Origin of the sequence: Amycolatopsis orientalis, from assembly GCF_000943515.2 — a bacterium.
In the GTDB taxonomy this organism is placed as follows: Bacteria; Actinomycetota; Actinomycetes; order Mycobacteriales; family Pseudonocardiaceae; genus Amycolatopsis; species Amycolatopsis orientalis.
The window spans coordinates 2,726,854-2,750,100 of record NZ_CP016174.1; the positions used below are offsets into that span (position 1 = coordinate 2,726,854).

The 23,247-nt window shown below is 70.5% G+C and carries 24 protein-coding genes; 22 read left to right on the forward strand and 2 right to left on the reverse strand.

What is annotated here, in order from left to right:
* The first annotated feature begins 20 nt into the window (after positions 1-20).
* The 5 genes from SD37_RS12055 (at position 21) to SD37_RS12075 (ending at position 4,619) form a co-directional block, all read left to right on the forward strand.
* Positions 21-563 (forward strand): PH domain-containing protein, encoded by a 543-nt coding sequence (locus SD37_RS12055; RefSeq protein ID WP_044854113.1) that lies wholly within the window; start codon positions 21-23, stop codon positions 561-563.
* A complete protein-coding gene (locus SD37_RS12060; RefSeq protein ID WP_044854114.1) occupies positions 560-2,065 on the forward strand; it encodes a PH domain-containing protein in 1,506 nt (501 codons plus the stop codon). Before SD37_RS12055 ends, SD37_RS12060 begins: the two co-directional genes overlap by 4 nt.
* 44 nt (positions 2,066-2,109) lie before the next feature.
* Entirely contained in the window at positions 2,110-2,871 is a 762-nt protein-coding gene (locus SD37_RS12065; RefSeq protein WP_044854115.1) for an isocitrate lyase/PEP mutase family protein, read from the forward strand.
* A gap of 10 nt (positions 2,872-2,881) precedes the next feature.
* A complete protein-coding gene (locus tag SD37_RS12070; RefSeq protein ID WP_044854116.1) occupies positions 2,882-3,901 on the forward strand; it encodes an aminotransferase class V-fold PLP-dependent enzyme in 1,020 nt (339 codons plus the stop codon).
* A gap of 88 nt (positions 3,902-3,989) precedes the next feature.
* Entirely contained in the window at positions 3,990-4,619 is a 630-nt protein-coding gene (locus SD37_RS12075; RefSeq protein ID WP_044854117.1) for a hypothetical protein, read from the forward strand.
* A gap of 556 nt (positions 4,620-5,175) precedes the next feature.
* Here the strand turns inward: SD37_RS12075 and SD37_RS12080 are convergent.
* Positions 5,176-6,114: a ferritin-like domain-containing protein gene (locus SD37_RS12080; protein WP_044854118.1), complete on the reverse strand. Its 939-nt coding sequence runs from the start codon at positions 6,112-6,114 to the stop codon at positions 5,176-5,178.
* A gap of 135 nt (positions 6,115-6,249) precedes the next feature.
* On the opposite strand from SD37_RS12080, the gene rimP reads away from it, so the two are divergent.
* From rimP to SD37_RS12115, 8 genes are all read left to right on the forward strand, one after another.
* A complete protein-coding gene (rimP, locus tag SD37_RS12085) occupies positions 6,250-6,804 on the forward strand; it encodes a ribosome maturation factor RimP (protein ID WP_044854119.1) in 555 nt (184 codons plus the stop codon).
* On the forward strand, positions 6,801-7,841 hold the full coding sequence (gene nusA, locus SD37_RS12090; RefSeq protein ID WP_044854120.1) for a transcription termination factor NusA: 1,041 nt from the start codon (positions 6,801-6,803) through the stop codon (positions 7,839-7,841). Before rimP ends, nusA begins: the two co-directional genes overlap by 4 nt.
* 131 nt (positions 7,842-7,972) lie before the next feature.
* Positions 7,973-8,167 carry a YlxR family protein gene (locus SD37_RS43725; RefSeq protein WP_236725458.1) on the forward strand — a complete coding sequence of 65 codons (195 nt, stop codon included), beginning with the start codon at positions 7,973-7,975 and terminating at the stop codon, positions 8,165-8,167.
* 145 nt (positions 8,168-8,312) lie between these two features.
* The gene (infB, locus tag SD37_RS12095; RefSeq protein WP_044854121.1) at positions 8,313-11,327 is read left to right on the forward strand and encodes a translation initiation factor IF-2; all 3,015 of its coding nucleotides are present in this window, start codon (positions 8,313-8,315) and stop codon (positions 11,325-11,327) included.
* Between the two features lie 73 nt (positions 11,328-11,400).
* Positions 11,401-11,694, forward strand: a complete 294-nt coding sequence (locus tag SD37_RS12100) for a DUF503 domain-containing protein (protein WP_037304368.1) — start codon at positions 11,401-11,403, stop codon at positions 11,692-11,694.
* 30 nt (positions 11,695-11,724) lie between these two features.
* Positions 11,725-12,201, forward strand: coding sequence for a 30S ribosome-binding factor RbfA (rbfA, locus tag SD37_RS12105; protein WP_044854122.1), 477 nt, complete (start codon positions 11,725-11,727; stop codon positions 12,199-12,201).
* On the forward strand, positions 12,182-13,048 hold the full coding sequence (locus tag SD37_RS12110) for an alpha/beta hydrolase (protein WP_044854123.1): 867 nt from the start codon (positions 12,182-12,184) through the stop codon (positions 13,046-13,048). Before rbfA ends, SD37_RS12110 begins: the two co-directional genes overlap by 20 nt.
* 82 nt (positions 13,049-13,130) lie before the next feature.
* Entirely contained in the window at positions 13,131-13,280 is a 150-nt protein-coding gene (locus SD37_RS12115) for a hypothetical protein (RefSeq protein WP_236725352.1), read from the forward strand.
* A gap of 83 nt (positions 13,281-13,363) precedes the next feature.
* On the opposite strand, the gene SD37_RS12120 is transcribed toward SD37_RS12115, so the two are convergent.
* The gene (locus SD37_RS12120; RefSeq protein WP_044854124.1) at positions 13,364-14,407 is read right to left on the reverse strand and encodes a TRM11 family SAM-dependent methyltransferase; all 1,044 of its coding nucleotides are present in this window, start codon (positions 14,405-14,407) and stop codon (positions 13,364-13,366) included.
* Between the two features lie 25 nt (positions 14,408-14,432).
* Between SD37_RS12120 and SD37_RS12125 the strand changes: the two genes are divergently transcribed.
* The 9 genes from SD37_RS12125 (at position 14,433) to rpsO (ending at position 22,999) form a co-directional block, all read left to right on the forward strand.
* Entirely contained in the window at positions 14,433-15,446 is a 1,014-nt protein-coding gene (locus SD37_RS12125; protein ID WP_044854125.1) for a DHH family phosphoesterase, read from the forward strand.
* A 56-nt stretch (positions 15,447-15,502) separates the two neighbouring features.
* Positions 15,503-16,699, forward strand: a complete 1,197-nt coding sequence (locus SD37_RS12130) for a preprotein translocase subunit SecY (protein WP_044854126.1) — start codon at positions 15,503-15,505, stop codon at positions 16,697-16,699.
* 55 nt (positions 16,700-16,754) lie between these two features.
* Positions 16,755-18,083, forward strand: coding sequence for an MATE family efflux transporter (locus tag SD37_RS12135; RefSeq protein ID WP_044854127.1), 1,329 nt, complete (start codon positions 16,755-16,757; stop codon positions 18,081-18,083).
* A gap of 146 nt (positions 18,084-18,229) precedes the next feature.
* Complete coding sequence (locus SD37_RS12140; RefSeq protein WP_044854128.1) at positions 18,230-19,540, forward strand: MFS transporter; 1,311 nt, start codon at positions 18,230-18,232, stop codon at positions 19,538-19,540.
* A gap of 29 nt (positions 19,541-19,569) precedes the next feature.
* Positions 19,570-20,493, forward strand: a complete 924-nt coding sequence (gene truB / locus SD37_RS12145) for a tRNA pseudouridine(55) synthase TruB (protein ID WP_083254951.1) — start codon at positions 19,570-19,572, stop codon at positions 20,491-20,493.
* Between the two features lie 39 nt (positions 20,494-20,532).
* Complete coding sequence (locus SD37_RS12150; RefSeq protein ID WP_083254952.1) at positions 20,533-21,495, forward strand: bifunctional riboflavin kinase/FAD synthetase; 963 nt, start codon at positions 20,533-20,535, stop codon at positions 21,493-21,495.
* A gap of 117 nt (positions 21,496-21,612) precedes the next feature.
* A complete protein-coding gene (locus SD37_RS12155; protein ID WP_044854131.1) occupies positions 21,613-22,092 on the forward strand; it encodes a helix-turn-helix domain-containing protein in 480 nt (159 codons plus the stop codon).
* Entirely contained in the window at positions 22,092-22,601 is a 510-nt protein-coding gene (gene thpR, locus SD37_RS12160; RefSeq protein ID WP_044854132.1) for an RNA 2',3'-cyclic phosphodiesterase, read from the forward strand. The genes SD37_RS12155 and thpR overlap by 1 nt, the downstream gene beginning before the upstream one ends.
* Positions 22,602-22,729: 128 nt before the next feature.
* Entirely contained in the window at positions 22,730-22,999 is a 270-nt protein-coding gene (rpsO, locus tag SD37_RS12165) for a 30S ribosomal protein S15 (RefSeq protein ID WP_003084034.1), read from the forward strand.
* Positions 23,000-23,247: the final 248 nt, after the last annotated feature.

Consider the following 23,247-nt stretch of genomic DNA (forward strand, 5'->3'; position numbering starts at 1 on the left):
TAATCTCCAAAACTATTGCAATGCGATCGCATTGTAAACGATCGTCGGGGGTGAACTCGGTGGAAGCCGATCGGGGGAAGGTGCGCCTGAGGCCGCCACGGAACGCGCTGGACCGGCGGGTCCTGGGCTGGTGGCGGCTGCAAGGCACGCTGTTCTGGGGCGCGCCGGTGCTGGTCCTGGTGCTGCTCGGACTGCTCATCACGCCCGCGCGCACCTGGCTGCTGACGCCGGCGGTGGTGTTCGCGGTGCTGGGCGTGGTCTGGGTGGTCGCGATGCCGGTGTGGTGGTTCAAGGTCCACCGCTGGGAGGTCACCGAGACAGCGGTGTACACGCGTTCGGGGTTCTTCTGGCAGGAGTGGCGCGTCGCGCCGATGTCGCGGATCCAGACCGTGGACACCGTGCGCGGCCCGCTGCAGCAGGTGTTCAAGCTCGCGACCGTCACGGTCACGACGGCGTCAGCGCGGGGGGCGGTCAAGATCCGGGGGCTCGACCACGAACTGGCCGCGAGCCTGGCCGAGCAGCTCACCGAGACGACACAGGCGACGCCGGGGGACGCGACATGACGCCGGCCGAATTCGAAGGCTGGAACACGCTCGACAAGCGGACGCTCGCCGTCACGGCCCTGACCCTCGCGGGCGCGGCCGTCGGCGCCGCGATCCCGGCCGTGGCCGCGTTCGTCGGCAGCGGCGCGAGGTTCGGCGTCGCGCTCGCCTGGGTGGTGGCCGGCGGGGTGGTGCTCGTCGGCGGTGGCGTGCTGATGGACCTGTTCCACTGGAAGGCGGTGCGGTACCGGGTCACCTCCGACCGGCTGGAGATGGCGTTCACCCTGGTCTTCCGCTCGCGGAAATCCCTGCAGCGCGAACGGATCCGCAACGTCGACCTGACGGCCAACCCACTGCAGCGGCTGTTCGGTGTCGCGGTGGTGTCCATCGGGACCGGCTCGCACGAATCGGGCGGACAGGGCAGGCTCAAACTCAACCCCGTCTCGCGCGCCGAGGCCGAACGGCTGCGCGCGGAACTCCTGCGCCGCACCGAGATCGCGGAGACCGACGAGCACGCGCCGCTCGCCGCGCTGGACCCGGGCTGGATCCGCTACGCGCCGATGTCGTTCCTGACCCCGACGCTGGGGCTCGCCGCGGGCGGCGGGCTCATGCAGCTCTCCGACTGGGCTGGGTTCCAGAAGGGCCTGATCGACTGGGTGCTCGACCTGTTCCTCGGGATCCCGCTGGTGCTGGTGATCCTGATCCTGCTGGCGATCGCGATGGTCGCCGGCCTGGTCGGCGCGCTGGGCCTGTGGGTCGAGATGTGGTGGAACTACCGGCTCGACCGCGAACCCGGCGGCACGCTGCGGGTGCGCCGCGGACTGTTCACCACCCGCTCCATCTCGATCGAGGAACGCCGCCTGCGCGGCATCGACCTCGTCGAACCGCTCGGGAACCGGATCGCCGGCGCGGCGCGCGTCGACGCGATCGCCACCGGTATGCGGCAGAGCGACGACGACGACAAGACCGACTACCACACGCTCCTGCCCGCCGCCCCGGTCGCGACGGCCAACCGGATCGCCGCGGCCGTGCTGCGTGAGCCGGTCTCGCCGACCGAAGCCGTCCGGCTCACCGGCCATCCGCGTGCCGCGCGGGGACGGCTGCTGCGCTGGTGGATCGGTTCGGTGGTGCTGCTGCTGGCGGTCTTCGCGATCCTCGGCTTCCTGCTGACCGGCGTCCTGCTGGTGATCGGCGCCGCGCTCGGCGTCGTGCTGCTGCCGGTGTCGGTGCTGCTGGCACTGGACGCCTACCGCAACCTCGGGCACGGGATCACCGGCCGCTACCTCGTCGGACGGCACGGGACCGTGCGGCGCAGCACCTTCGCCCTGGAGCGGGACGGCGTGATCGGCTGGACGGTGAAGCAGTCGATCTTCCAGCGGCGCAAGGGATTGCTGACCGTCGTCGCGACCACGGCCGCCGGCGCGGGGGCGTACTCGGTGTACGACGCGGGGGAGGAGCAGGGCCTGCTGTTCGCCGAGGAATCGGTGCCGGAGCTGCTGACGCCGTTCCTGGAGCGGGCCTGACGTTTCGGCCGCCGCCGAAACGTCCGCCGCCTACCGTCGGGGGCATGACCGCATTCGCCGCGTTGCACGTCCCCGGTTCCCCGCTGCTCCTGCCGAACGTCTGGGAGTTCGGCGCGGCCGCCTTCCTGGCCGCGCAAGGCTTCCCCGCCCTCGGCACGACGAGCCTCGGGGTCTCGGCCGCGGAGGGTGAGCCGGACGGCGCCCCGTCCTCCCGGGACGCCACCGTCCGGCTGGCCGCCCGCTTGACCGGGCTGGACGCGCTGATCAGCGTCGACCTCGCCGACGGCTTCAGCGACGACCCCGGTGAGGTGGGCGCGCTCGCCGCGGAACTCGCCGAAGCGGGCGTCGCGGGCATCAACCTCGAAGACGCCCTGGGTGACCCCGTCCGGCACGCGGCCAAGATCGCGGCGGCGAAAGAACGTGCGCCCGGGCTGTTCGTCAACGCGCGTACCGACACGCATTGGCTGGGGGAGCCCGACATCGAGGCCGCGATCGGCCGCTGCCAGTCCTATGTGGACGCTGGGGCCGACGGCGTGTTCGTGCCCGGTCTCGCCGCCCCCGCGGACGTCGAGCGGCTGGTCGAGGCCGCCGGGGTACCGGTGAACCTGCTGTTCCTCCCCGGCCGGGTCACCGTCGCGGGGCTTGCCGGACTCGGCGTCGCGCGGATCAGCCTCGGGTCCCTGCCGTACCGGATGGCGCTGGCCGCCACGCTGCGCACCGTGGAGGCCGTCCGCGACGGCGGCGAACTCCCGCTGACCCCGCCGTCCTACGACGAGGTCGTGAGGCTGCTCCCGGATTTTCACTAATCTCGAAGGTATGCAGAGCTTCGGAGCCGAATTCGCCGCCCCGCCCGGATATCTGAACACGCCCAGCATCGGCGTCCCGCCCGCGCCGGTGGCCGACGCGGTGGCGGAAGCGGTCGAGCGGTGGCGGCGTGGCGAGGCCCGGCCGTCGGACTTCGACGAGCCCGTCGCACGGACCCGGGCCGGGTTCGGCGCGCTGATCGGGGTCCCGGCGGACCGGGTCGCGATCGGGGCGTCGGTCTCGCAGCTGATCGCGAACGTGGCGGCCGGGTTGCCCGACGGCGCCAGTGTGCTGGTCGCCGAGAACGACTTCACCAGCGTCAGCTTCCCGTTCGCGGCCCAGGCGCATCGCGGGGTGAAGGTCACCGAAGTCCCGTTGGCCGAGCTGACCGAGCGCGTCGAAGGGCATGACCTCGTCGCGGTCAGCGTCGTCCAGTCGGCGGACGGCGCCCAGGTCGACCTCGACGGGCTCCGTGCCGCGGCCGAAGCGGCGGACGCGGCGGTCCTGCTCGACGCCACCCAGGCGGCCGGCTGGCGGCCACTCGACCTCGGCTGGGCCGACTGGGTGGTCGCCGCCGGGTACAAATGGCTGCTCGCGCCGCGCGGGGCGGCCTGGCTGGCCGCGCATCCGCGGGCGCTGGAGCGGGCGGTGCCGGTCGCCGCGAACTGGTACGCGGGGGAAGACCGCTGGCAGGCCGTCTACGGTCTCCCGCTGAGGCTCGCCGACGGCACCCGGTCACTCGACCTGTCCCCGGCCTGGTTCTCGTTCGTCGGCGCCGCCGTCTCGCTGGAGTACCTCGGTTCCCTGGACCTCGAAGCCGTCCGCGCGCACTGCGTGGGTCTCGCCGACTCGCTCCTCGAAGCGTGCGGGTCACCCGCTCAGGGGAGTGCGATCGTCTCGCTCGACCTCGACGCCGAGCGGGTGAGGGAAGCGGGCATCGTGGCCGGTACCCGGGCCGGACGGCAGCGCTTCGGCTTCCACCTCTACAACACGGCTGACGACGTCGAACGGGTGATAAGCACGTTCAGGTGAACCGCCGGATCGTGGTGAACTACCGTATGACCCCGTGGTTGGTGCGCAATTTACCCCGGGAGCGACGGAAACGGCCCGGCTTCAGCCGGTGCGACCGGCAGGGCCGGGCGGGCAGGGTGGGCCGCCGCCCGCGCCGAAACCGCCGAGGGACACCAAGACCCTGGCGCTGAAAGGCGGCGCGCTGGTCGCGATCGCCGTCGTGTCGGCCCTGCTCTGGTGGCTGATCCGGCACGAACCGGAGAAGGCCCCGGTCGCGGACACCCCGGCGCAGAGCGGCCAGTTCCAGTACACGCTGATCGAAGGCCCGCAGGTCACCACCGACTGCGCGAGCAAGTCCTACGGCGACACCAAGGACTTCTTCACGCAGACGCCGTGCACACGGCTGTCGCGGGCGCTGTACACGACCGAGACCGGCGGCCAGAAGGCGCTCGTGTCGGTCGTCCTGGTCACCATGCCCGGCGAGGTCACCGCGACCCAGCTCAAGGCGCTCACCGACAAGGACGGCACCGGCAACGTGTCCGACCTCGTGCGCGACGGCACCTTCAAGGGGCAGGGCGCGCCCAAGATCTCGGGGCAGGACGCGGCCTACGACTCCCACGTCACCGGGCCGGAGGTCGCCATCGTGCTGGCCGGTTTCTACAACAAGCACAAGGACAAGCCGCTACTGGAGCGGATCGCGACCGACGCCCTGCGGCTTTCCGGGGACCTGCGCCGCTGAGGCTGCTGCGCCTCGTGAGTGGTAATGACGGTTAGAGGCAACCGTGTTTTAGGTTCCTACCGGGGTGGGTTCGTTAGCGGCTGGCCGTGAAGGACTCCTTAAGGGACCCAGAGTCCCTCAAAGTTCCCCTCACCCGGCTCGGACCATCACCACCAGGCTCAGTGACACCACCAGTCACAGCGATAGCGCGTGAAGGCCCCCTTCCCTCGGCTCAGCCGAGGAAACTCGACCTTCACACCTTCCTCAGTACGTGGCAAAACCGCAGGCCACGAGTAGGTAACCAAGAGAGTTCGTTAGAACCGTCATTACCACTCACGACCAGGCCGACCCCGCTCCCTCGCGACCTGGCGTGCGGCGCGAGGGGCTGAAGGGGCCCTTCCCCTCATCTCACGCGGCGAAGGGCGCTTTCTCCCCATGCGATGCGGGGAAAGCGCCCTTCAGCCCCGAGCCACAACCAGGTCGGAAAAGACGCTATGAAAGGTCCTTTCCTTGCAAAATTTGCGAGGAAAGGACCTTTCCTTGCACGCGTGGTAAGCCCGAAGCCGCGCGAAGCGGCCTACGCCGACTGGCCCGGCATGGCGATCGCGACCGGCTTGGCGCCGAACTCCGCCCGCCAGGCGGTGCCCCGTCGCGCCGAGCCGATCAGCGCGTTCAACGCCGTCGTCCGCAGCGCCGCGTCGTCGGTCCGGTGGATCACGCCGAGCCAGGCCGCCGTCGCGTCCGCCTCGGCCGTCGCCACCAGCTCCATCGCCGAGTTCGCCTCGGTCACCGGCTTCGGCGGCACGTAGGCGGCCTCCGGGCCTGCGGGCGCCTGGCCCGCCCCGGACAGCATCCGTTCGCAGACGTCCCGCCGTTTGACGTGTTCGGCCGAGCCCCGCGCCACCGCGCCGGTGAAGGCGGCGGGCAGGTAGGCGCTCACCAGCCCGTACACCCAGATCGCCGCGTGCTCGGCGGCCAGCGCCTGCTGCACGGCCTCCGTCGCCTCCTGGTTCAGCGGCGCCCCGGCGGGCACTGTGACGGCCCCGGCGTCGTCGCCCCGGCCGAGTTTGTCCGAACTCTGCTGCAGCGCCGCGCAGCCCGCCGCGATGGAGGCGACCATCCCGGCCCGATAGCGGGGCAGCGACGGCACGAGGCCCTCGGCCTGCTTGCGGGCCTGGGCGAGCCGTTCCTTGAGGCCCTCCAGGGACGACGGCGGGGTCTCGCCCGGGCCGGACTCCGCCGGTTTCGGCCGGTTCAGCCGGTCGACCTCGGTCTTGAGCGCGGCGGCGTGCGCGGCCCGCGCGGCGGCGACCGGCTCGGCGTCCGCGCCGCCCAGCGCCTTCGCGCCCGCGGCGTCGGTCTCCGCCGCGCGCAGCAGCGGGGCCAGCGGGTCGGGGCTTTCCTCGTACCCGGGGCCGCAGGCGGCCGCCAGCGGCACGGCCAGCGCGGCCAGCGCTCCCACGCGCAGGAAAGCGCGACGGCTCGGCAAGGTGGGCTCGGTCGATCTTCCGGTCACGCCGCCCCATCCTGCCAGTACCCCGTGCGGGGCCGCCGCTCGCGCGTCACGCGGGGGTCACCAGATAAGCTGGTCCACTACCGAACCCGGATCCACGCCGCCGGGTCGCCCACAGCCGAACAGGAGCGCTCCACCGTGCCCAACGACCTCGCCAGCAGGCTGGAGCCCATCGTGGCCGAAGCCGTCCAGGCCGCGGGTTTCGACCTCGATTCCTTCGAGGTCCAGCAAGCAGGCCGCCGTCAGCTGGTGAAGGTCGTGGTCGACGGGGACGACGGCGTCGGGCTGGACGAGGTGGCGAGCGTCAGCCGCGCCGTCTCCGCCGCGCTCGACGAGAACGAGCACGTGCTCGCCAGCGCCTACACCCTCGAAGTGACCTCACCGGGCCTGGACCGGCCGCTGACCCAGCGGAGGCACTGGCGGCGCGCGAAGTTCCGCCTGGTCAAGGTCACCCCGGCCGAAGGGGCCGCGTTCATCGGCCGCGTCGGGCACGCGGGGGAGAAGGCGGCGCGGGTACTCGTCGACGGCGAGATCCGGGACGTCGGATACGCCTCGGTGGCCAAGGCGGTCATCGAGATCGAGTTCAAGCAACCACCTGCCGAGGACCTGAAACTGTTGGAAAACGATGCCGCGGCCCTGACCGGCGGCACCCAGTCCGCCGCCGCTACCGAACCGAAGGAGGAGCCGAAGTGAACGTCGACATCGCCGCGCTGCGCGCGATCGAACGGGACAAGGACATCCCCTTCGAGACGGTGATCGAAGCGATCGAGACAGCGCTGCTCACCGCGTACAAACACACCGAGGGCCACCAGCCCCACGCCCGGATCGACATCGATCACAAGAGCGGCCTGGTCCGCGTGCTCGCGCACACCCTCACCCCGGACGGCCAGACCGACGAGGAGTGGGACGACACCCCCGAAGGCTTCGGGCGGATCGCCGCGACCACCGCGCGGCAGGTCATCCTGCAGCGCCTGCGCGACGCCGAGCACGAGAAGACCTTCGGCGAATTCTCCGCCAAGGAGGGCGAGATCGTCGCCGGTGTGGTGCAGCGCGACGCGCGCGCCAACGCCCGCGGCATGGTCGTCATCCAGGTGGGCGACATCGAAGGCGTGCTGCCGTCGGTCGAGCAGGTGCCCGGCGAGTCCTACGAGCACGGCAGCCGGATCAAGGCCTACGTCGTCACCGTCTCGCGCGGTAACCGCGGCCCGCAGATCACGCTGTCGCGTTCGCATCCGAACCTGGTGCGCAAGCTCTTCGCCCTCGAGGTCCCCGAAATCGCCGACGGCACGGTCGAGATCTCCGCCATCGCGCGCGAACCCGGGCACCGGACGAAGATCGCCGTCCGCTCGACGGTGCCCGGCGTCAACGCCAAGGGCGCCTGCATCGGCCCGGTCGGCGCGCGCGTGCGCAACGTGATGAGCGAACTCGCGGGTGAGAAGATCGACATCATCGACTTCTCCGAAGACCCGGCCAAGTTCGTCGGGAATGCGCTGTCGCCCGCGAAGGTTGTATCCGTTCGGGTCGTCGACGAGCGGGCCAAGACCGCTCGCGTCGTCGTCCCGGACTTCCAGCTTTCGCTCGCGATCGGCAAGGAAGGGCAGAACGCCCGCCTCGCCGCGCGGCTCACCGGATGGCGGATCGACATCCGCAGCGACGCCGCCCCTGAGCAGGGTGACGAAGCCCACGCCGGGCAGCAGCGGCCCGCCGCGGCAACCGGTTCGGCTGAGTGAGGGTCGAAGCGCTAGACTTACGAGTGGTTCAGAGCCCGCGGCCGGGAACCGACCTCCAGCATGACCGGAAAACTCCGGTTCGCACCTGTGTCGGTTGCCGTAGGCGGGCCTTGATCGGCGAGTTGCTGCGAGTGGTCGCGGCGGATGGGCGGCTGATCGTCGACGAACGTCGGCGGTTGCCGGGCCGGGGTGCTTGGTTGCCCCCCGCGCCGGACTGTCTGGCCAAGGCCGAGCGGCGCAGGGCATTTCCCCGAGCACTTCGTGTTCCGGGGTCGCTCGACGCCCAGGGTGTCCACGAACGCCTGGAGCTTCTCGCCGAAGGCTAAAGGGCGCCGGGACATCCCCGGTGCCGGATGGAATCAGGAAGCAGGTCGACCCGTCATGAGTCAGCCGTGAAGCTGAATCAATGAACGCGCGACAATAGGACGAGGTCTGCGGGTCTGCCGCCGGCCTCCCCAGATGAGGAGAGCTGTGCCAGGCAAGGCCCGAGTACATGAGCTCGCGAAAGAGCTCGGCATCACCAGCAAGGAAGTTCTCGCCAAGTTGAAGGAACAGGGCGAGTTCGTGAAGTCCGCGTCGTCCACCGTCGAGGCGCCCGTCGCCCGTCGTCTCCGTGACGCGTACCCGTCCAAGGACGGCAAGAAGAAGCCGGTTCCCGGCCCGCGCCCTTCGCCCGCGCCTCCCGCGAAGCCCGCCGCCCCGGCTCCGGCCGCGAAGCAGGCCCAGCCCGCGCCCGCGGCTCAGACCCAGGCTCCCGCCGCGTCCGCTCCGGCCGCGTCGGCCCCGGCTCCGCAGCAGCCCCGCCCCTCCACCCCGGGTGTCCGCCCGGGTCCGCGCCCCGGCCCCAAGCCGCCGGCGCCCAAGGAAGAGGTGGCTCCGGCGGCGAAGGCCGCTCCGGCCGAGCCGAAGCAGTCCGAAACCAAGGAAACCCCGGCAGCACCGGCCACCCCGCCGGCGTCCTCGACGCCGTCGCAGGGTTCGGTCGTCCCGCCGAAGCCGCAGGGCCCCAAGCCCGGTGGCCCGAAGCCCGGCCCGCGCACCCCGCGCGTCGGCAACAACCCGTTCGGTGTGGGTTCCGGTTCGCCGGCCCCGCGTCCGTCGGGTCCCCGTCCCGGCGGGGGAAACCAGCAGGGTGGCGACAACCGTCCGCCGCGTCCCGGTGGCGGGCAGGGCGGCGACCGTCCGGCCCCGCGTCCCGGTGGCGGCGCTCCCGGCGGTAACCGCCCGAGCCCGGGCAACATGCCCCCGCGCCCGAACCCCGGCATGATGCCGGGCCGCCCGGCCCGTCCGGCCGGTGGTCCCGGTGGCGGCCGTGGTGGTCCTGGCGGCGGTGCCCGTGGTGGGCCCGGTGGCGGCGCCCGTGGCGGTCCCGGTGGCGGCGGCGGAGGTTTCCGCGGCGGTCCCGGTGGCGGTGGCGGCGGTGGCGGTTTCCGTCCCGGTGGTGGCGGTGGCGGCGGTTTCCGTCCCGGTGGCGGTGGCCCCGGTGGCGGCGGCGGTGCCCCGGCCGGTGGCGGCGGTTTCCGTGGCGGCGGCGGTCGTGGCGGCCCCGGTGGCCGTGGCGGTACCGCGGGTGCCTTCGGGCGTCCCGGTGGCCCCTCGCGCAAGGGTCGCAAGTCGAAGCGGCAGAAGCGCCAGGAGTACATGGACAACATGCAGGCGCCCAGCGTCGGCGGCGTCCGCCTGCCCAAGGGCCAGGGCGAGACGATCCGGCTGCCGCGCGGTGCCTCGCTGACCGACTTCGCCGAGAAGATCGACGCCAACCCGGCTTCGCTGGTGCAGGTGCTCTTCCACCTCGGTGAGATGGTCACGGCGACGCAGTCGGTGTCCGACGACATCCTGGAACTGCTCGGCGGCGAAATGAACTACAACGTTCAGGTCGTCAGTCCCGAGGAAGAGGACCGGGAGCTGCTGGAGACCTTCGACATCACCTACGGCGAAGACGCGGGTGAGGAAGAGGATCTGCAGATCCGGCCGCCGGTCGTGACCATCATGGGTCACGTCGACCACGGTAAGACCCGCCTGCTCGACACGATCCGCAAGACGAAGGTGCGCGAAGGTGAAGCCGGTGGCATCACCCAGCACATCGGCGCCTACCAGATCGAGACCGAGCTCGAAGGCAACCCGCGTCTGATCACCTTCATCGACACCCCGGGTCACGAGGCGTTCACCGCCATGCGTGCCCGTGGTGCCAACTCGACCGACATCGCGGTGATCGTGGTGGCGGCCGACGACGGTGTGATGCCGCAGACGGTCGAGGCGATCAACCACGCGCAGGCCGCGAAGGCCCCGATCGTGGTCGCGATCAACAAGATCGACAAGGAAGGCTCGAACCCGGACAAGATCCGGCAGCAGCTGACCGAGTACGGCCTGGTCGCCGAGGAGTACGGCGGCGACACGATGTTCGTCGAGATCTCCGCGCGGCAGAACATCAACATCGACGGCCTGCTCGAAGCGATCCTGCTGACCGCCGACGCCGCGCTGGACCTCCGGGCCAACCCGGACATGGAGGCCCAGGGTGTCGCGATCGAGGCCCACCTCGACCGCGGCCGCGGTCCGGTGGCCACGGTGCTGGTCCAGCGAGGCACGCTGCGGGTCGGCGACTCGGTCGTGGCGGGTGACGCCTACGGCCGCGTCCGCCGGATGGTCGACGAGCACAACGTCGACGTCACCGAGGCGCTGCCTTCGCGTCCCGTCCAGGTCATCGGGTTCACCTCGGTGCCGGGCGCGGGCGACACCTTCCTGGTGGTCGACGAGGACCGCGTCGCCCGGCAGATCGCCGAGCGCCGTTCCGCCCGGACGCGCAACGCCCTCAACGCGTCGCGCCGCAAGCGGGTCAGCCTCGAGGACCTCGACTCCGCCTTGAAGGAGACGAACAGCCTCAACCTGATCATCAAGGGTGACAACTCCGGTACCGTCGAGGCGCTGGAAGCCTCGCTGGTGCAGCTCGAGGTCGGCGACGACGTCGAACTCAACGTCGTCCACCGCGGTGTCGGTGGCGTCACCGAGTCCGACATCGACCTGGCGACCGCGTCCGACGCGATCGTCCTGGGCTTCAACGTCCGTGCGCAGGGCAAGGCGACCGAGCGGGCCACCCGCGAAGGCGTCGACGTCCGGTACTACACGGTCATCTACCAGGCGATCGAGGAGATCGAGCAGGCCCTGAAGGGCATGCTCAAGCCGGAGTACGAAGAGGTCGAGCTCGGCAAGGCGGAGATCCGCGACGTCTTCAAGTCGTCGAAGATCGGCACCATCGCCGGTTGTCTCGTCATCTCGGGCGAGATCCGCCGCAACGCGCGGGCCCGTCTGCTCCGCGACGCGACCGTCATCGCCGAGAACCTGCCGATCAGCTCGCTGCGGCGGTTCAAGGACGACGTGGTCGAGGTTCGCGACGGGTACGAGTGTGGTCTGACGCTGGGGTCGTACAGCGACCTCAAGGTCGGCGACATCATCGAGACGTACGAGCAGCGCGAAAAGCCGCGTGCGTAAGTGACACGGCGGCGCTCCCTCGCAGCTGGGCGGGGGAGCGCCGCTTCACCTTCTACACAATCCAGAACCGCACATGTTCGTAGGAGCCCTGGAGCTCGACATCCTGCTGGGCGACGTCCACTCGCTCAAGCAGAAGCGATCCGTGATCAAGCCGGTGCTGGCCGAGGTGCGCAGGCGTTTCGACGTCTCCGTCGCCGAAGCGGGTCACCAGGACCTGCACCGGCGTGCCCTGGTCGGAGTGGCCGTGGTCGCCGCGACCGGCGAGCACGTCCGGGACGTACTCGACTCGTGTGAGCGGTTGATGGCAGGCAGACCGGAGTTCGAACTGCTCTCGGCCCATCGACGGCTACTCGGCCCGGATGACTGACAGTAAAGATTTTCGAGGAGACGAATCCCCATGGCCGACCCCGCTCGGGCTCGTAAGCTCGCCAAGCGGATCTCACAGATCGTCGCCCACGCGATCGAGCACGACATCAAGGATCCGCGGCTCAACTACGTGACGATCACCGACACCAAGATCACGGCGGACCTGCACGACGCCACGGTCTACTACACGGTTCTGGGCGAGAACCTGGAGTCCACCCCCGATCACGCGGGTGCCGCCGCGGCGCTGGAATCCGCCCGCGGTGTGCTGCGCACGAAGGTCGGGCAGGGCACGGGTGTCCGCTACACGCCCACTTTGGCTTTTGTGGCCGACAGCATCCCCGAGGACGCGAAGCGCATCGAGGATCTCCTCGCGAAGGCCCGCGAAGCCGACGCGGAGGTCGCCCGCCGGGCGACCGGCGCGCAGCACGCCGGTGAAGCCGACCCGTACAAGGCGCCACGGGAAGAGGCAGATGACGATGAGTTCGCCGATGAGGAGAGCCGGAGCTGAGAAAGCGGGCCACGCCGTGAACCGGCGTGCCCTGCTGCTCGGAGCCGCGGCTCTCGGGGGTTCGGTGCTGATTCCCGCTTGTGGCACCGAGAAGAAACCTCTGGTGGGACCACCGCCGGTGTCCCCACCGGCCAGCCCGACCCCGCTGACCGAAGCGGTCACAGTGCAGAAGATGCGTTCGGCGGCCCGGAACCGGGACGTCAACCTCGTCATCATCGCGCCGGACGGCGCGTCGCGGGTCGGGCTGCCGGTCTGCGTCGCGCTGCACGGACGCGGCGCGGACGCCCGGACGTTCCTGGACCTCGGCGTGCAGAACGCGCTGAACCAGGTCGTCGCGGCCGGGTTGCCCGGTTTCGCGGTGGCCGCCGTCGACGGTGACAACTACTGGGTGGACGTCGGCAAGGGCGACGACCCGCAGCGGATGCTCACCGACGAACTCCCCGGCTGGCTCGCCCAGCGTGAGCTGCGGCCGCCGTCGGCGATGTTCGGGATCTCCATGGGCGGTTTCGGCGCGCTGCGCTACGCCCGGGACCACAAGGATCTCAAAGCCGTCGCCGTCGCCAGTGCCGCGCTGTTCGTGAGCTGGCCCGATGCCAAGTCCCGCAAGGTGTTCGCCGACCGCGCCCAGTGGGAGGCGAACGAGCCCCTGCTGCACGCCGGTGAACTCTCGGCGTCGTCGACGGGGGTGTGGTGCGGCACTTCGGATCCCTTCGCGGGCGCCGACCGCAAACTCATCAAGGCGCTCGATCCCGCCGTCGCGAAGATTTCCCCCGGCGAGCACAACGAGGCCTACTGGCGCGGCATCCTGCCCGAAGCGATGAAGTTCGTGGGGGAACGCATCGCCTGATGGGGTCAACGCGCTCGCCGACCAGGTCCCCACCGGCGTCGCGCTGGCGACCAAAGCCGAACTCGAAGCCATCCAGAACCAGGTGGTGGCGCTGCTGGGGCACACCGCCACCGCGGACACCCTCCAGGGCGCCATCCAGAACGCCGTCGGGCTGATCGACGACCTGACGGCGGCACTGGAGAACGTCAAGATCCAGCTGCGCGAGGTGGTCCAGCACCACCTCGCCGGCTGACCCCCACCCGCGTTTAGTCCTCTAAACGCGCTCTCCCACCGCATCCAGAGGACTAAACGCGGGGAGTGGGGTTGGGCGGGCGGTCAGGCGGGTTTGGCGGCGACGATCAGGTCCCGCACGATCGCCTGGTCCACCCGGTGCGAGAACTCCGCGAACGGGCCGTCGTCGCGGACCTCCAGCCCCGCCTTGTCCAGGATCGCGGCGAGTTCCTCGCGCGGCGCGACGTTGGTGTTCCACGAGATGCCGAGCGCGCCGCCGGGCCGCAGTACCCGCGTCCACACCGGGACCGCGGCCGCGAGCAGATCCCGCGGGCTGCGCGCGAGCGACGCGTCCTGGGTGCGGTGGCTGCCGTGCTGCACGCCGTATGGGGCGTCGGTGACGATGAGGTCCACCGAGTTCGGCCGCAGCAGTTCGTCCGTGGTGAGCGTGTCGCAGTTGAGGTAGCTCAGCTTGCGGACCTCGCCCGCCTTGTACTGCTCCTTCGTGATCCCGAACCCGATGTCGAGCCGCCTGCCGAGCCGGACCTTGTTGCGGCGCACCTGACCGGATTCAGCGAGATGCTTGACGCGCTTCTGCTTCAGCCAGGTCTTGATGAACAGCTCGTAGGAGTCGAAATCCTTGCCGTCGACGTCGAGACCGGTCGCGTCGAAGCCGTACATCATCGCCTGGTTCAGCGTGGTGCCGCGGCCGCACAACGGATCCAGCAGATGCAGCGGCTTCTCCAGCATCGCGGCCGGATCCGCCGTCGACAGCAGGGTGACGTTGACGAGCAGCTTGGTGAACAGCTCGTTCGTCTTGCCCGGGTACTTCTGGATGGTCAGCAGATCCGAGTCGAACTTCGCCAGCGGGCTGATCGTGACCGGCCGCAGGACACCGTCGCCGAGTTCGAACAGCGCGTACAGCGCGGAAAGGTTCGAAAGGAGCGCGAGATCGCGTTCGCTCAGCGGGGCGGGTGTGGTGAAGGTGATGTAGCCGACGCCGCCGAGTTCCGTCTCGCCGATGTCGGAGACCTCGGTCTCCAAAGCGGACAGACCGAACACCGCCAGCTCCGCGCGCAGCAGGGCGGGAGCGGAGTCGGTGTAGACCCGGTTGGCGGACGGGTAGACCAGGATCGCGTACTCGGACATCCGGTAGAGCGTAGCTTGACTCATTGTGACGACGACTTTGGCGCAGGACCTCAAGGACGCCGCCGCCCTGCTGGCGCGCGCGAACGACGTGACACTGCTCGGCCACGTACGTCCGGACGCCGACGCGCTCGGTAGCGCGCTCGCGCTCGGACGGGCCCTCCAGCTGAGAGGAGGGGTCAAGGTCCGCGTCTCCGTCGGCGAGCCCGAGGAAATGCCCGAGACCCTGCGAAGCCTCGACGTCGGCGGGCTGTACGTCCCCGCGAGCGAACTTCCGGAGAGTGAACAGCTGCTGGTCGCGCTCGACACGCCCACGCCGGGCAGGCTCGGGAAACTCGCGCCGCGGGTGGACGCCGTCCGCGCGGCCGGTGGTGACGTCCTGGTGATCGACCACCACGCGTCCAACGTCTTCTACGGCACGAAACACGTCGTCGACGACACCGCCGAAGCCACCGCCGTCCTCGTTTTCGCGCTGCTGGCCGAACTCGGCACCGAGATCGACGAGCCGATCGCACGCTGCCTCTACGCGGGGCTGGTCACCGACACGAGCGGGTTCCGCCGGGCCCGGCCGTCCACCCACCTGATGGCGGCGAAGCTGCTCGAAGCGGGCGTCGACCCGGACAAGGTGGTCCGCGAGATCGTCGACGATCACCCGTTCGCCTGGCTGCCGATGCTTTCGGACGTCCTCGCGGGGGCCCGGCTCGAACCGGAGGAGGCACGCGGCTTCGGGCTCGCCTACGCGGTCGTGACACTCGACGCCGCACGGACCGTGCGCGGCGAAGAGGTCGAGGCGGTCATCGACGTCGTCCGGTCCACCCGGGAGGCCGGGGTCGCCGTGGTGCTCAAGGAAGCCGAACCGACCGGGCCGCGACAGCGGTGGCAAATCTCGCTCCGGTCCACGGGCGGGGTCGACGTCTCGGCGGCGGCCGGGGAACTCGGCGGCGGTGGACATCGCCAAGCGGCCGGGTGCACCGCGGAGGGGACGGCGGGCGAGGTACTCGATCGGTTGAGGGCGGCACTGTCGAGGGCGCCGCTGTTGTAAGGGCGCGTGTCCGCGTCATCGGAATTTCATGCGCCGTCCCTAGCGTGAACCTCACGATGAACGACCACGCCTCCCTTCACCGCCGGATCCTGGTCACGCTGGGCGTGGTCGTGGTGTACCGGCTGGGCCAGAGCCTGCCCACTCCCCACGTGACCGTCCGCGCACCGGAAGGCGATCATCCGCTGCGCTGGATCCTCGACCTCCTCACCGGCGGTGGCCTGTCCACGCTCCCGGTGTTCGCCTTCGGCGTCCTTCCCTGCTTGGCCGCCCCGCCCGTCCTGCGGGCGCTGATCGCCCTGATCCCCAGGCTGGCGGCGTTGCGCGCCGAAGGGGAGGCCGGTGCCCGGGTGCTGACGCGGTACCGGCGGCGGCTCACCGTCCTGCTCGGACTGCTGGGTGCCGTCGCCGTACTCGGATTCCGCGGCCAAGGAGTCCTCGACGGCCGATCGGCCGTCGCCGTGGCGTGCCTGACGGCGGGCGCGGCGGTGGTCACGCGGCTGACCGAGGTGATCACCGACCGCGGCTTCGGCGACGGCGTCCGGATCCTGCTGCTCGCGCAGATCCTGGCGGTGCTGCCGCCGGAGTTCCTTCGCCTGTACGAAAAGACGGGCTGGGCCGCCATCGCGGTCATGGCCGTGGTGACGCTTTCGGTCACGGTGATCACGATCGTCCTCGCGCAGGGACAGCGTCGCGTCCCGGTGCAGTACGCCAAGCGGATGATCGGCACGCGCGCCTACGGCGGAACCTCGACCTACATCCCGCTTCGGTTCCCCCAGTCGAACAGCCCGGCCGTTCTGGCCGCGGTGCTGCTGTCCGTGCCGGTTCTCCTGCCCGGAGCGTCCTGGCTGGAGTGGCTGCGCGACGAGGGGAATCCCGGGCGGATCGCGGTCTACTTCGTCCTCGTCTGCCTCTTCGCCTTCAGCAGAGCGGCCGTGACACAGGACATGGACAAGGTGGCGGCCGAACTGGCGCGGGTGGGCGGCTTCGTCCCCGGGATCCGGCCGGGCACCCCGACCGCGGAATACCTCGACTACGTGAACCGCCGGATCATCGCCTTCGGGGCGTTCTGCTCGGGAGTGGTCGCGCTGATCCCGGTCACCGGTCTGGCCTTGCTGGACGTCAGCCCGAGGGTGCCCGTCGCCGCCGTGACTCTGCAGCTGGTCCTCGTCTTCCTCGTCAGTGTCTCGCTCGACACCACGCGGCAGATCCAAGCCCGGCGCCTGCAACGACGTTACGAGCCGTTCCTCCGCTGAGCGAACGGCCGGGTTCCCGGCGACTGGGACTGTCGTACCAGACCATTAGTCTGCGGTGGTGCCTGAAGCTTCCGAAGTCGACGAGCGCGTCCCACCGAAACGCGTGCTCGGTCTCGCCGTGCCCGCGCTGGGCGTCCTCGCCGCCGAACCGCTGTACGTCCTGGTGGACACGGCCGTCGTCGGCCATCTCGGCGCGTTGCCGCTGGCCGGGCTCGCCGTCGGCGGTGTCGTGCTGTCGCAGGTTTCCAGCCAGCTGACGTTCCTCTCCTACGGCACCACGTCACGCACGGCGCGGCTGCACGGCGCCGGACGTCGTGGCGACGCCGTCCGCGAAGGTGTCCAGGCGACGTGGCTGGCGGTGATCGTCGGGCTGGTCGTGATCGTCGCCGGGCAGCTGCTGGCCGCGCCCATCGCGCGGGTGCTCTCCGGGGACGCGGCGATCACCGACGCCGCCGTCTCCTGGTTGCGGATCGCGCTGTTCGGGACGCCGTTCATCCTGATCACGATGGCGGGCAACGGCTGGATGCGCGGCGTGCAGGATTCCGCGAAACCGTTGCGCTATGTCCTGGCGGGCAACGGGATCTCCGCCGTGCTGTGCCCGGTGCTGGTGTACGGCGCGGACTGGGGGCTGGAAGGTTCGGCGATCGCGAACGTCGTCGCGCAGGTGATCTCGGCGTCGCTGTTCGTCGTGGCACTGGTGCGGGAGCGGGTCCCGCTGCGGCCGGAGCCGAAGGTGATGCGTGCCCAGCTCGGCCTCGGCCGGGATCTGGTCCTGCGCAGCCTCGCCTTCCAGGCGTGCTTCGTCTCCGCCGCCGCCGTCGCCGCGAGGACGTCCACCGAGGCCGTGGGCGCGCATCAGGTCGTCCTGCAGCTGTGGACGTTCCTCGCGCTCGTGCTGGACTCGCTGGCGATCGCGGCGCAATCGCTGGTGGGAGCGGCATTGGGCGCCGGTGCGAGCAAACGGGCGCGGGGGGTGTCGAGCCAGATCACCGCCTACGGCCTGGTTTTCGGCTGCTTCCTCGGGGTCGTGTTCGCGTCGCTGGCGGGGGTGCTGCCGCAGGTGTTCACTTCGGACGCGGGCGTGCTCGGTGAGATCCCGCACGCGTGGTGGTTCTTCGTCGCGTTGCAACCGATAGCCGGGGTGGTGTTCGCGCTGGACGGCGTCCTGCTCGGCGCGGGCGACGCGGCGTTCCTGCGCAACGCGACCCTGCTGAGCGCGGCGGCCGGGTTCCTCCCGCTGATCTGGCTTTCGCTCGCGTTCGGCTGGGGGCTGGCCGGGATCTGGACCGGGCTGTCGCTGTTCATGCTGCTGCGGCTGGCGACCTTGCTGGTGCGGTGGCGCTCGGGCCGCTGGGCCGTCGAGGGCGCCGTCCGCACTGCCTGACACGCCGCCACCACCGAGATCATCGAGGCTGTGGCGAAAACCACCCGGGTAACGGGTATGTTTCGCCGTTGCTTAGGCGATACAACTACTGGGGCGGCAGTGCGGGCGCCTGTTCTCGCCCGAAAACCGTCCCGAGGAGGAACACCGTGACAGGCCGAGCCACCCGCCGGTCCTGGTTCATCTGGCTCGCCGCCGTCACCGTCTACCTGCTCGCCGTCTTCCACCGCACGTCGTTCGGCGTCGCCGGGCTGCAGGCCGCCGACCGCTTCGGCGTCGGCGCGGCCGCGCTCGGCACCTTCACCGTCCTGCAGGTCGGCGTCTACGCCTCCATGCAGATCCCCACCGGCGTCCTCGTCGACCGCTACGGCCCGCGCCGCGTGCTCACCGGTGCCGTGTTCTTCCTGGGGCTCGGCCAGATCCTGCTCGCGGTCGCCGATTCCTACCCGCTGGGGCTGCTCGCCCGCGCCGTCGTCGGCTTCGGTGACGCGCTGACCTTCGTGAGCATCCTGCGGTTGATCGCCGCGCACTTCCCCGGCCGCCAGTACGCCTTGATCGCCGCGCTGACCGGGGCCATCGGCTACGTCGGCAACCTCGGCGCGACCCTCCCGCTCGGCCTGCTGCTCGACGGCCCCGGCTGGACCCCGACCTTCCTCGCCGTCGGCCTGGTGACCGCGCTGTACACCGCCGTCGTCGCCCTCCGCGTCGAGGACATCCCGCGCGGCGCCCCGGAGCCCGTGCGCGAAAAGGTGCGGCCGAAGGCGCTGGGCCGCCAGGTCGCCGACGCCTGGCGCACGCCGGGGACCCGGCTCGGCTTCTGGGTCCACTTCAGCACGATGTTCGCGCCCAACGTGCTGACCATGCTGTGGGGCGTCCCGTTCCTGGTGCAGGGACAGGGTTATCCGAAGGCCACCGCGAGTTCGCTGCTGATCGTCTTCGTGTTCGGTTCGATGATCGGTGGTCCCGTGGTCGGCGCCCTGATCGGACGGCGCCCGTCGCTGCGGATGCCGCTCGTCGGCGGGTACATCGGCGCCGCCGCGGTGCTGTGGGCGGTCCTGCTCGGCTGGAGCGGGACGATCCCGGTCGCGGTCCTGGTGCCCGCGTTCGCGTTCCTTTCCCTCGGCGGCCCCGTGTCGATGATCGGTTTCGCGCTCGCGCGGGACTACAACCCGCTCGCCCGGGTCGGCACCGCCACCGGTGTCGTGAACGTCGGCGGTTTCGTGGCGACGACGATCTCGGCGCTCGCCGTCGGGGTGCTGCTGGAGTGGACGGGCGGCGCGTTCCGCTGGGCGCTGCTGTCGGTCATGGCGGTGCTCGCGTTCGGCACTTTCCGGATGCTCGTGTGGTGGCGCCGCACCCGCGCCGTGCTGTTCGAAGCCGAGGCCCGCGGCGAGGAGATCCCGGTGCAGATCCGGCGCCGCCGCTGGGACGCCGAGGCGCCGCTGCCCGTCTCGTCCTAGGCGGAGGCCCGAAAGATAGGGTTCGCCCCGTGTCGCGCCCCAATCAGGCTCAAGCCAAGAAACGTCCCGCTCCGCCGCCCGGTCTCGTCATCGTCGACAAGCCTTCCGGGATGACCTCCCACGACGTCGTCTCCAGGGCGCGTCGCTTCATGGGCACCCGCAAAGTCGGGCACGCCGGCACTCTGGATCCGATGGCCACCGGCGTCCTGGTGCTCGGCATCGAACGCGCGACCAAACTCCTCGGCCATCTGGCCCTGGACCGCAAGACCTATCTCGCGACCCTCTCGCTGGGACTGTCCACCACGACCGACGACGCCGAGGGCGAGCCGATCGCCGAAGCCGCCCCCGAAACCGTCGAGAAGATCACCGACGACGCGATCGCCGCCGGGATCGCCGCCCTGACCGGCGACATCCAGCAGGTGCCGAGCGCGGTCAGCGCGGTCAAGATCGACGGTAAGCGCGCGTACGCCCGGGTCCGCGCGGGCGAAGAGGTCGTCATCCCGCCGCGTCCGGTCACCGTGCACCGGTTCGATCTGCTCGCCACCCGCCGGGAGGCGGGCCGGATCGAACTCGACGCCATCGTCGAGTGCTCGTCCGGGACCTACGTGCGGGCGCTGGCCCGCGATCTCGGCGCCGGATTGGGCGCCGGCGGGCATCTGCTCGCGCTGCGGCGCACCACGGTCGGGCCGTTCACCCTCGCCAAGGCACGCACCCTCGACCAGCTCGAGGCCGAACCGGAACTGTCGCTGGACCTCGACGCCGCCGTCGCCGCCGCGTTCCCGCGCCGCGACCTGGACGCTCGCGCGGCCCAGGCGGTCCGATATGGACAGAGGGTGCCCGCGGCCGGGATCGAGGGCACCTACGGCATGTTCGGACCGGACGGCCGGGTGCTCGCACTCGCCGCGGACGAAGGCGAACTGGCCCGCTCGGTGGTCGTGTTGCTGCCCGCTTAGGGTGGTGCACGGAGCAGGCCTGGAGGAGACGGGGCACAAGTGCAGCGTTGGCGTGGTTTGGGTGACCTCCCCGGGAGCTGGGGACGGTGCGTGGTGACGATCGGCGTCTTCGACGGCGTGCACCGCGGACATCAGGAGCTGATCTCGAGGACGGTCCGCGCCGCCGCCGAACGCGGCGTGCCGAGTGTGGTGCTGACCTTCGACCCGCATCCGTCGGAGGTGATCCGGCCGGGCAGCCATCCCGCGCAGCTGTCCACGTTGCGCCGCAAGGCGGAACTGGTCGAGGGCCTGGGCGTGGACGTCTTCTGCGTGCTGCCGTTCACGCTGGAACTGTCGCGGCTGACGGCGCACGAGTTCGTGCACGAGGTCCTGGTGGACAAGCTGCACGCGGCCGCGGTGATCGTGGGGGAGAACTTCACCTTCGGCGCCAAGGCCGCCGGTGACGTCAACCTCCTGCGCACACTGGGGAAGCGGTTCGGCTTCGTCGCGCACGGCGCGGAACTGCAGGGACTGCTCGCGCGGCAGCAGACGGAGAACGAGATCACCTTCTCCTCGACCTACGTCCGCTCGTGCATCGACGCCGGTGACGTCGTCGCGGCGGCCGAGGCGCTCGGCAGGCCGCACCGGCTGGAGGGCATCGTCGTCCGGGGCGACGGCCGGGGACACGATCTCGGCTACCCGACGGCGAACCTGTCGACGCCGCGGTTCGCCGCGGTGCCCGCCGACGGGGTCTACGGCGCCTGGTTCACCCGTTCGTCGGATCCTGGCCGCAGGTTGCGCGCCGCCGTGTCGGTCGGGACCAATCCGACCTTCTCCGGGCGGGAACGCACGGTCGAGGCCTTCGTCCTCGACATCGACGAGGACTTCTACGGGCAGCACGTCGCACTCGATTTCGTCGCCAAGCTGCGGGATCAGGTCCGGTTCCCGACGTCGGAGGGTCTGGTGAAGCAGATCGACGACGACGTCCGCCGGACCAGGGAACTGCTGGGCGAGCAGGACTGAACTGGACCCGGCCGGGGCCGGGTGAGAATGTACGAACACGCCCGTCACGGTGCGTCCGGGTGGCAAGATGTCACAGACCGCGCGTGGCGTTCGATGGGGTTAAGGGGAGCGGGCCAGGTGGAGGACCACAAGATCGTCCAGCGGAACATCGCGCTGCAGAGGGAGTGGTACGGGGAGCCGCTCGGCGATCGCGTGCGGAGACTGGTCGTCGCCTTCGACATCTCCCAGGCCTTCCTCGCCGAGGTCCTCGGCATCAGCGCGCCCATGCTCAGCCAGGTGATGAGCGGGCGCCGCGCGAAGATCGGCAACCCGGTCGTGCTCGCGAAGATGATCATGCTGGAGCGCAAGGTGCTGGTCCCGGCGGTCGCCGCGGGGGACCGCAAGGCCATGCAGGAGGCGCTCGAAGACGTCCGCGACTCGCGGCCGACGGTGGGCCGCGACAGCATCCCGGTCGGCGCCGTCGCCGACGACCAGGGCGTGCTCGTGGCGCTGCGGGACATCGGTGAGGACGAAGACCTCACCGAAGCCGCGAAGCTGCTCGACGACGATTTCCCCGCACTGGCGGACCTGCTGCGCCGGGCGGCCAAGAGTTCCTGATGAACCTCTTCAGCGCCCTGATCCCGCCTGACGACGTCCTCGACGAGGTCGCGACGGCGCTGGGCGCACCCGAAGACGGCGATTTCCGCTGGTCACGGCGGGAACATTGGCATGTCACCCTCGGTTTCTACGGTGAGGACGACCCCGGGGAACGGGGCGAGTGGCTCGCCGGACGGCTGGCGGAGGCGACCGCGATCGACGTCCGGCTGGAAAAGGCCGCGACATTCCCCGGGGTGCTGTGGTTGAGTGTCACCGGAACCGGGCTCCACGAGCTGGCCGTCAAGGCGGGCGCGGAGGACGAGGGCAGGCCGTACACGGCCCACCTGACACTGGCCCGCTTCCCCCGCGACCGGCCGATGGCCGCGAGCGCGTGGGAGGAGCGGCTGGCCCGGTTCACCAGCAGAACCTGGACGGCCACCGAAGCCGTTCTGATCCGCAGTGACCGTGAGCAGGGCGCGTCGAGCTACCGGGTGACCCGGTCGTACGAGCTGAAGCGCGCCCGCGCCTGAAGCCGCTGATCACGAGGCTGGTAACCTCGATGATTGGGTCCGGCTGCAGTCCGTGGCGGCCGCGACCGTCTCACCCGGCGTGAAGCAGCGTCCGGGCCGCACGGCACAGAGTATCTAGGAGCACCACAGTGGCGTTGTCCACCGAAGAAAAGAAGTCGATCCTTGCCGAGTACGGCGTGCACGACTCGGACACCGGATCCCCCGAGGCCCAGGTCGCGCTGCTGACCAAGCGCATCGTCGGCCTCACCGAGCACCTCAAGGCTCACAAGCACGACCACCACTCCCGTCGCGGGCTTCTGCTGCTGGTCGGCCGCCGCCGCCGGCTGCTGAACTACGTGATGAAGGTGGACATCGAGCGATACCGTGCGCTGATCCAGCGTCTCGGCCTCCGCCGATAGCTTGAACCCGAGGGGGAGTGGCCACAGCGGTCGCTCCCCCTCGGCTTAAGAACAGAACGCCCTCTCCACGTGAGGGGCATGGCGCGAGCGCGCACGAGGATCCGTCCGCCGGTCCTCGGTAGTGGTTCCCGGGTAACGGCCCGGGGGCTTCGATCGAAGACCGGCATCACTCCTCGCGCGTCCGCAGGCGAAACAGGTCCCAGGGTGGGAGACTCGCGTCATTACAGAGGAACAAAAGAGGAGATACA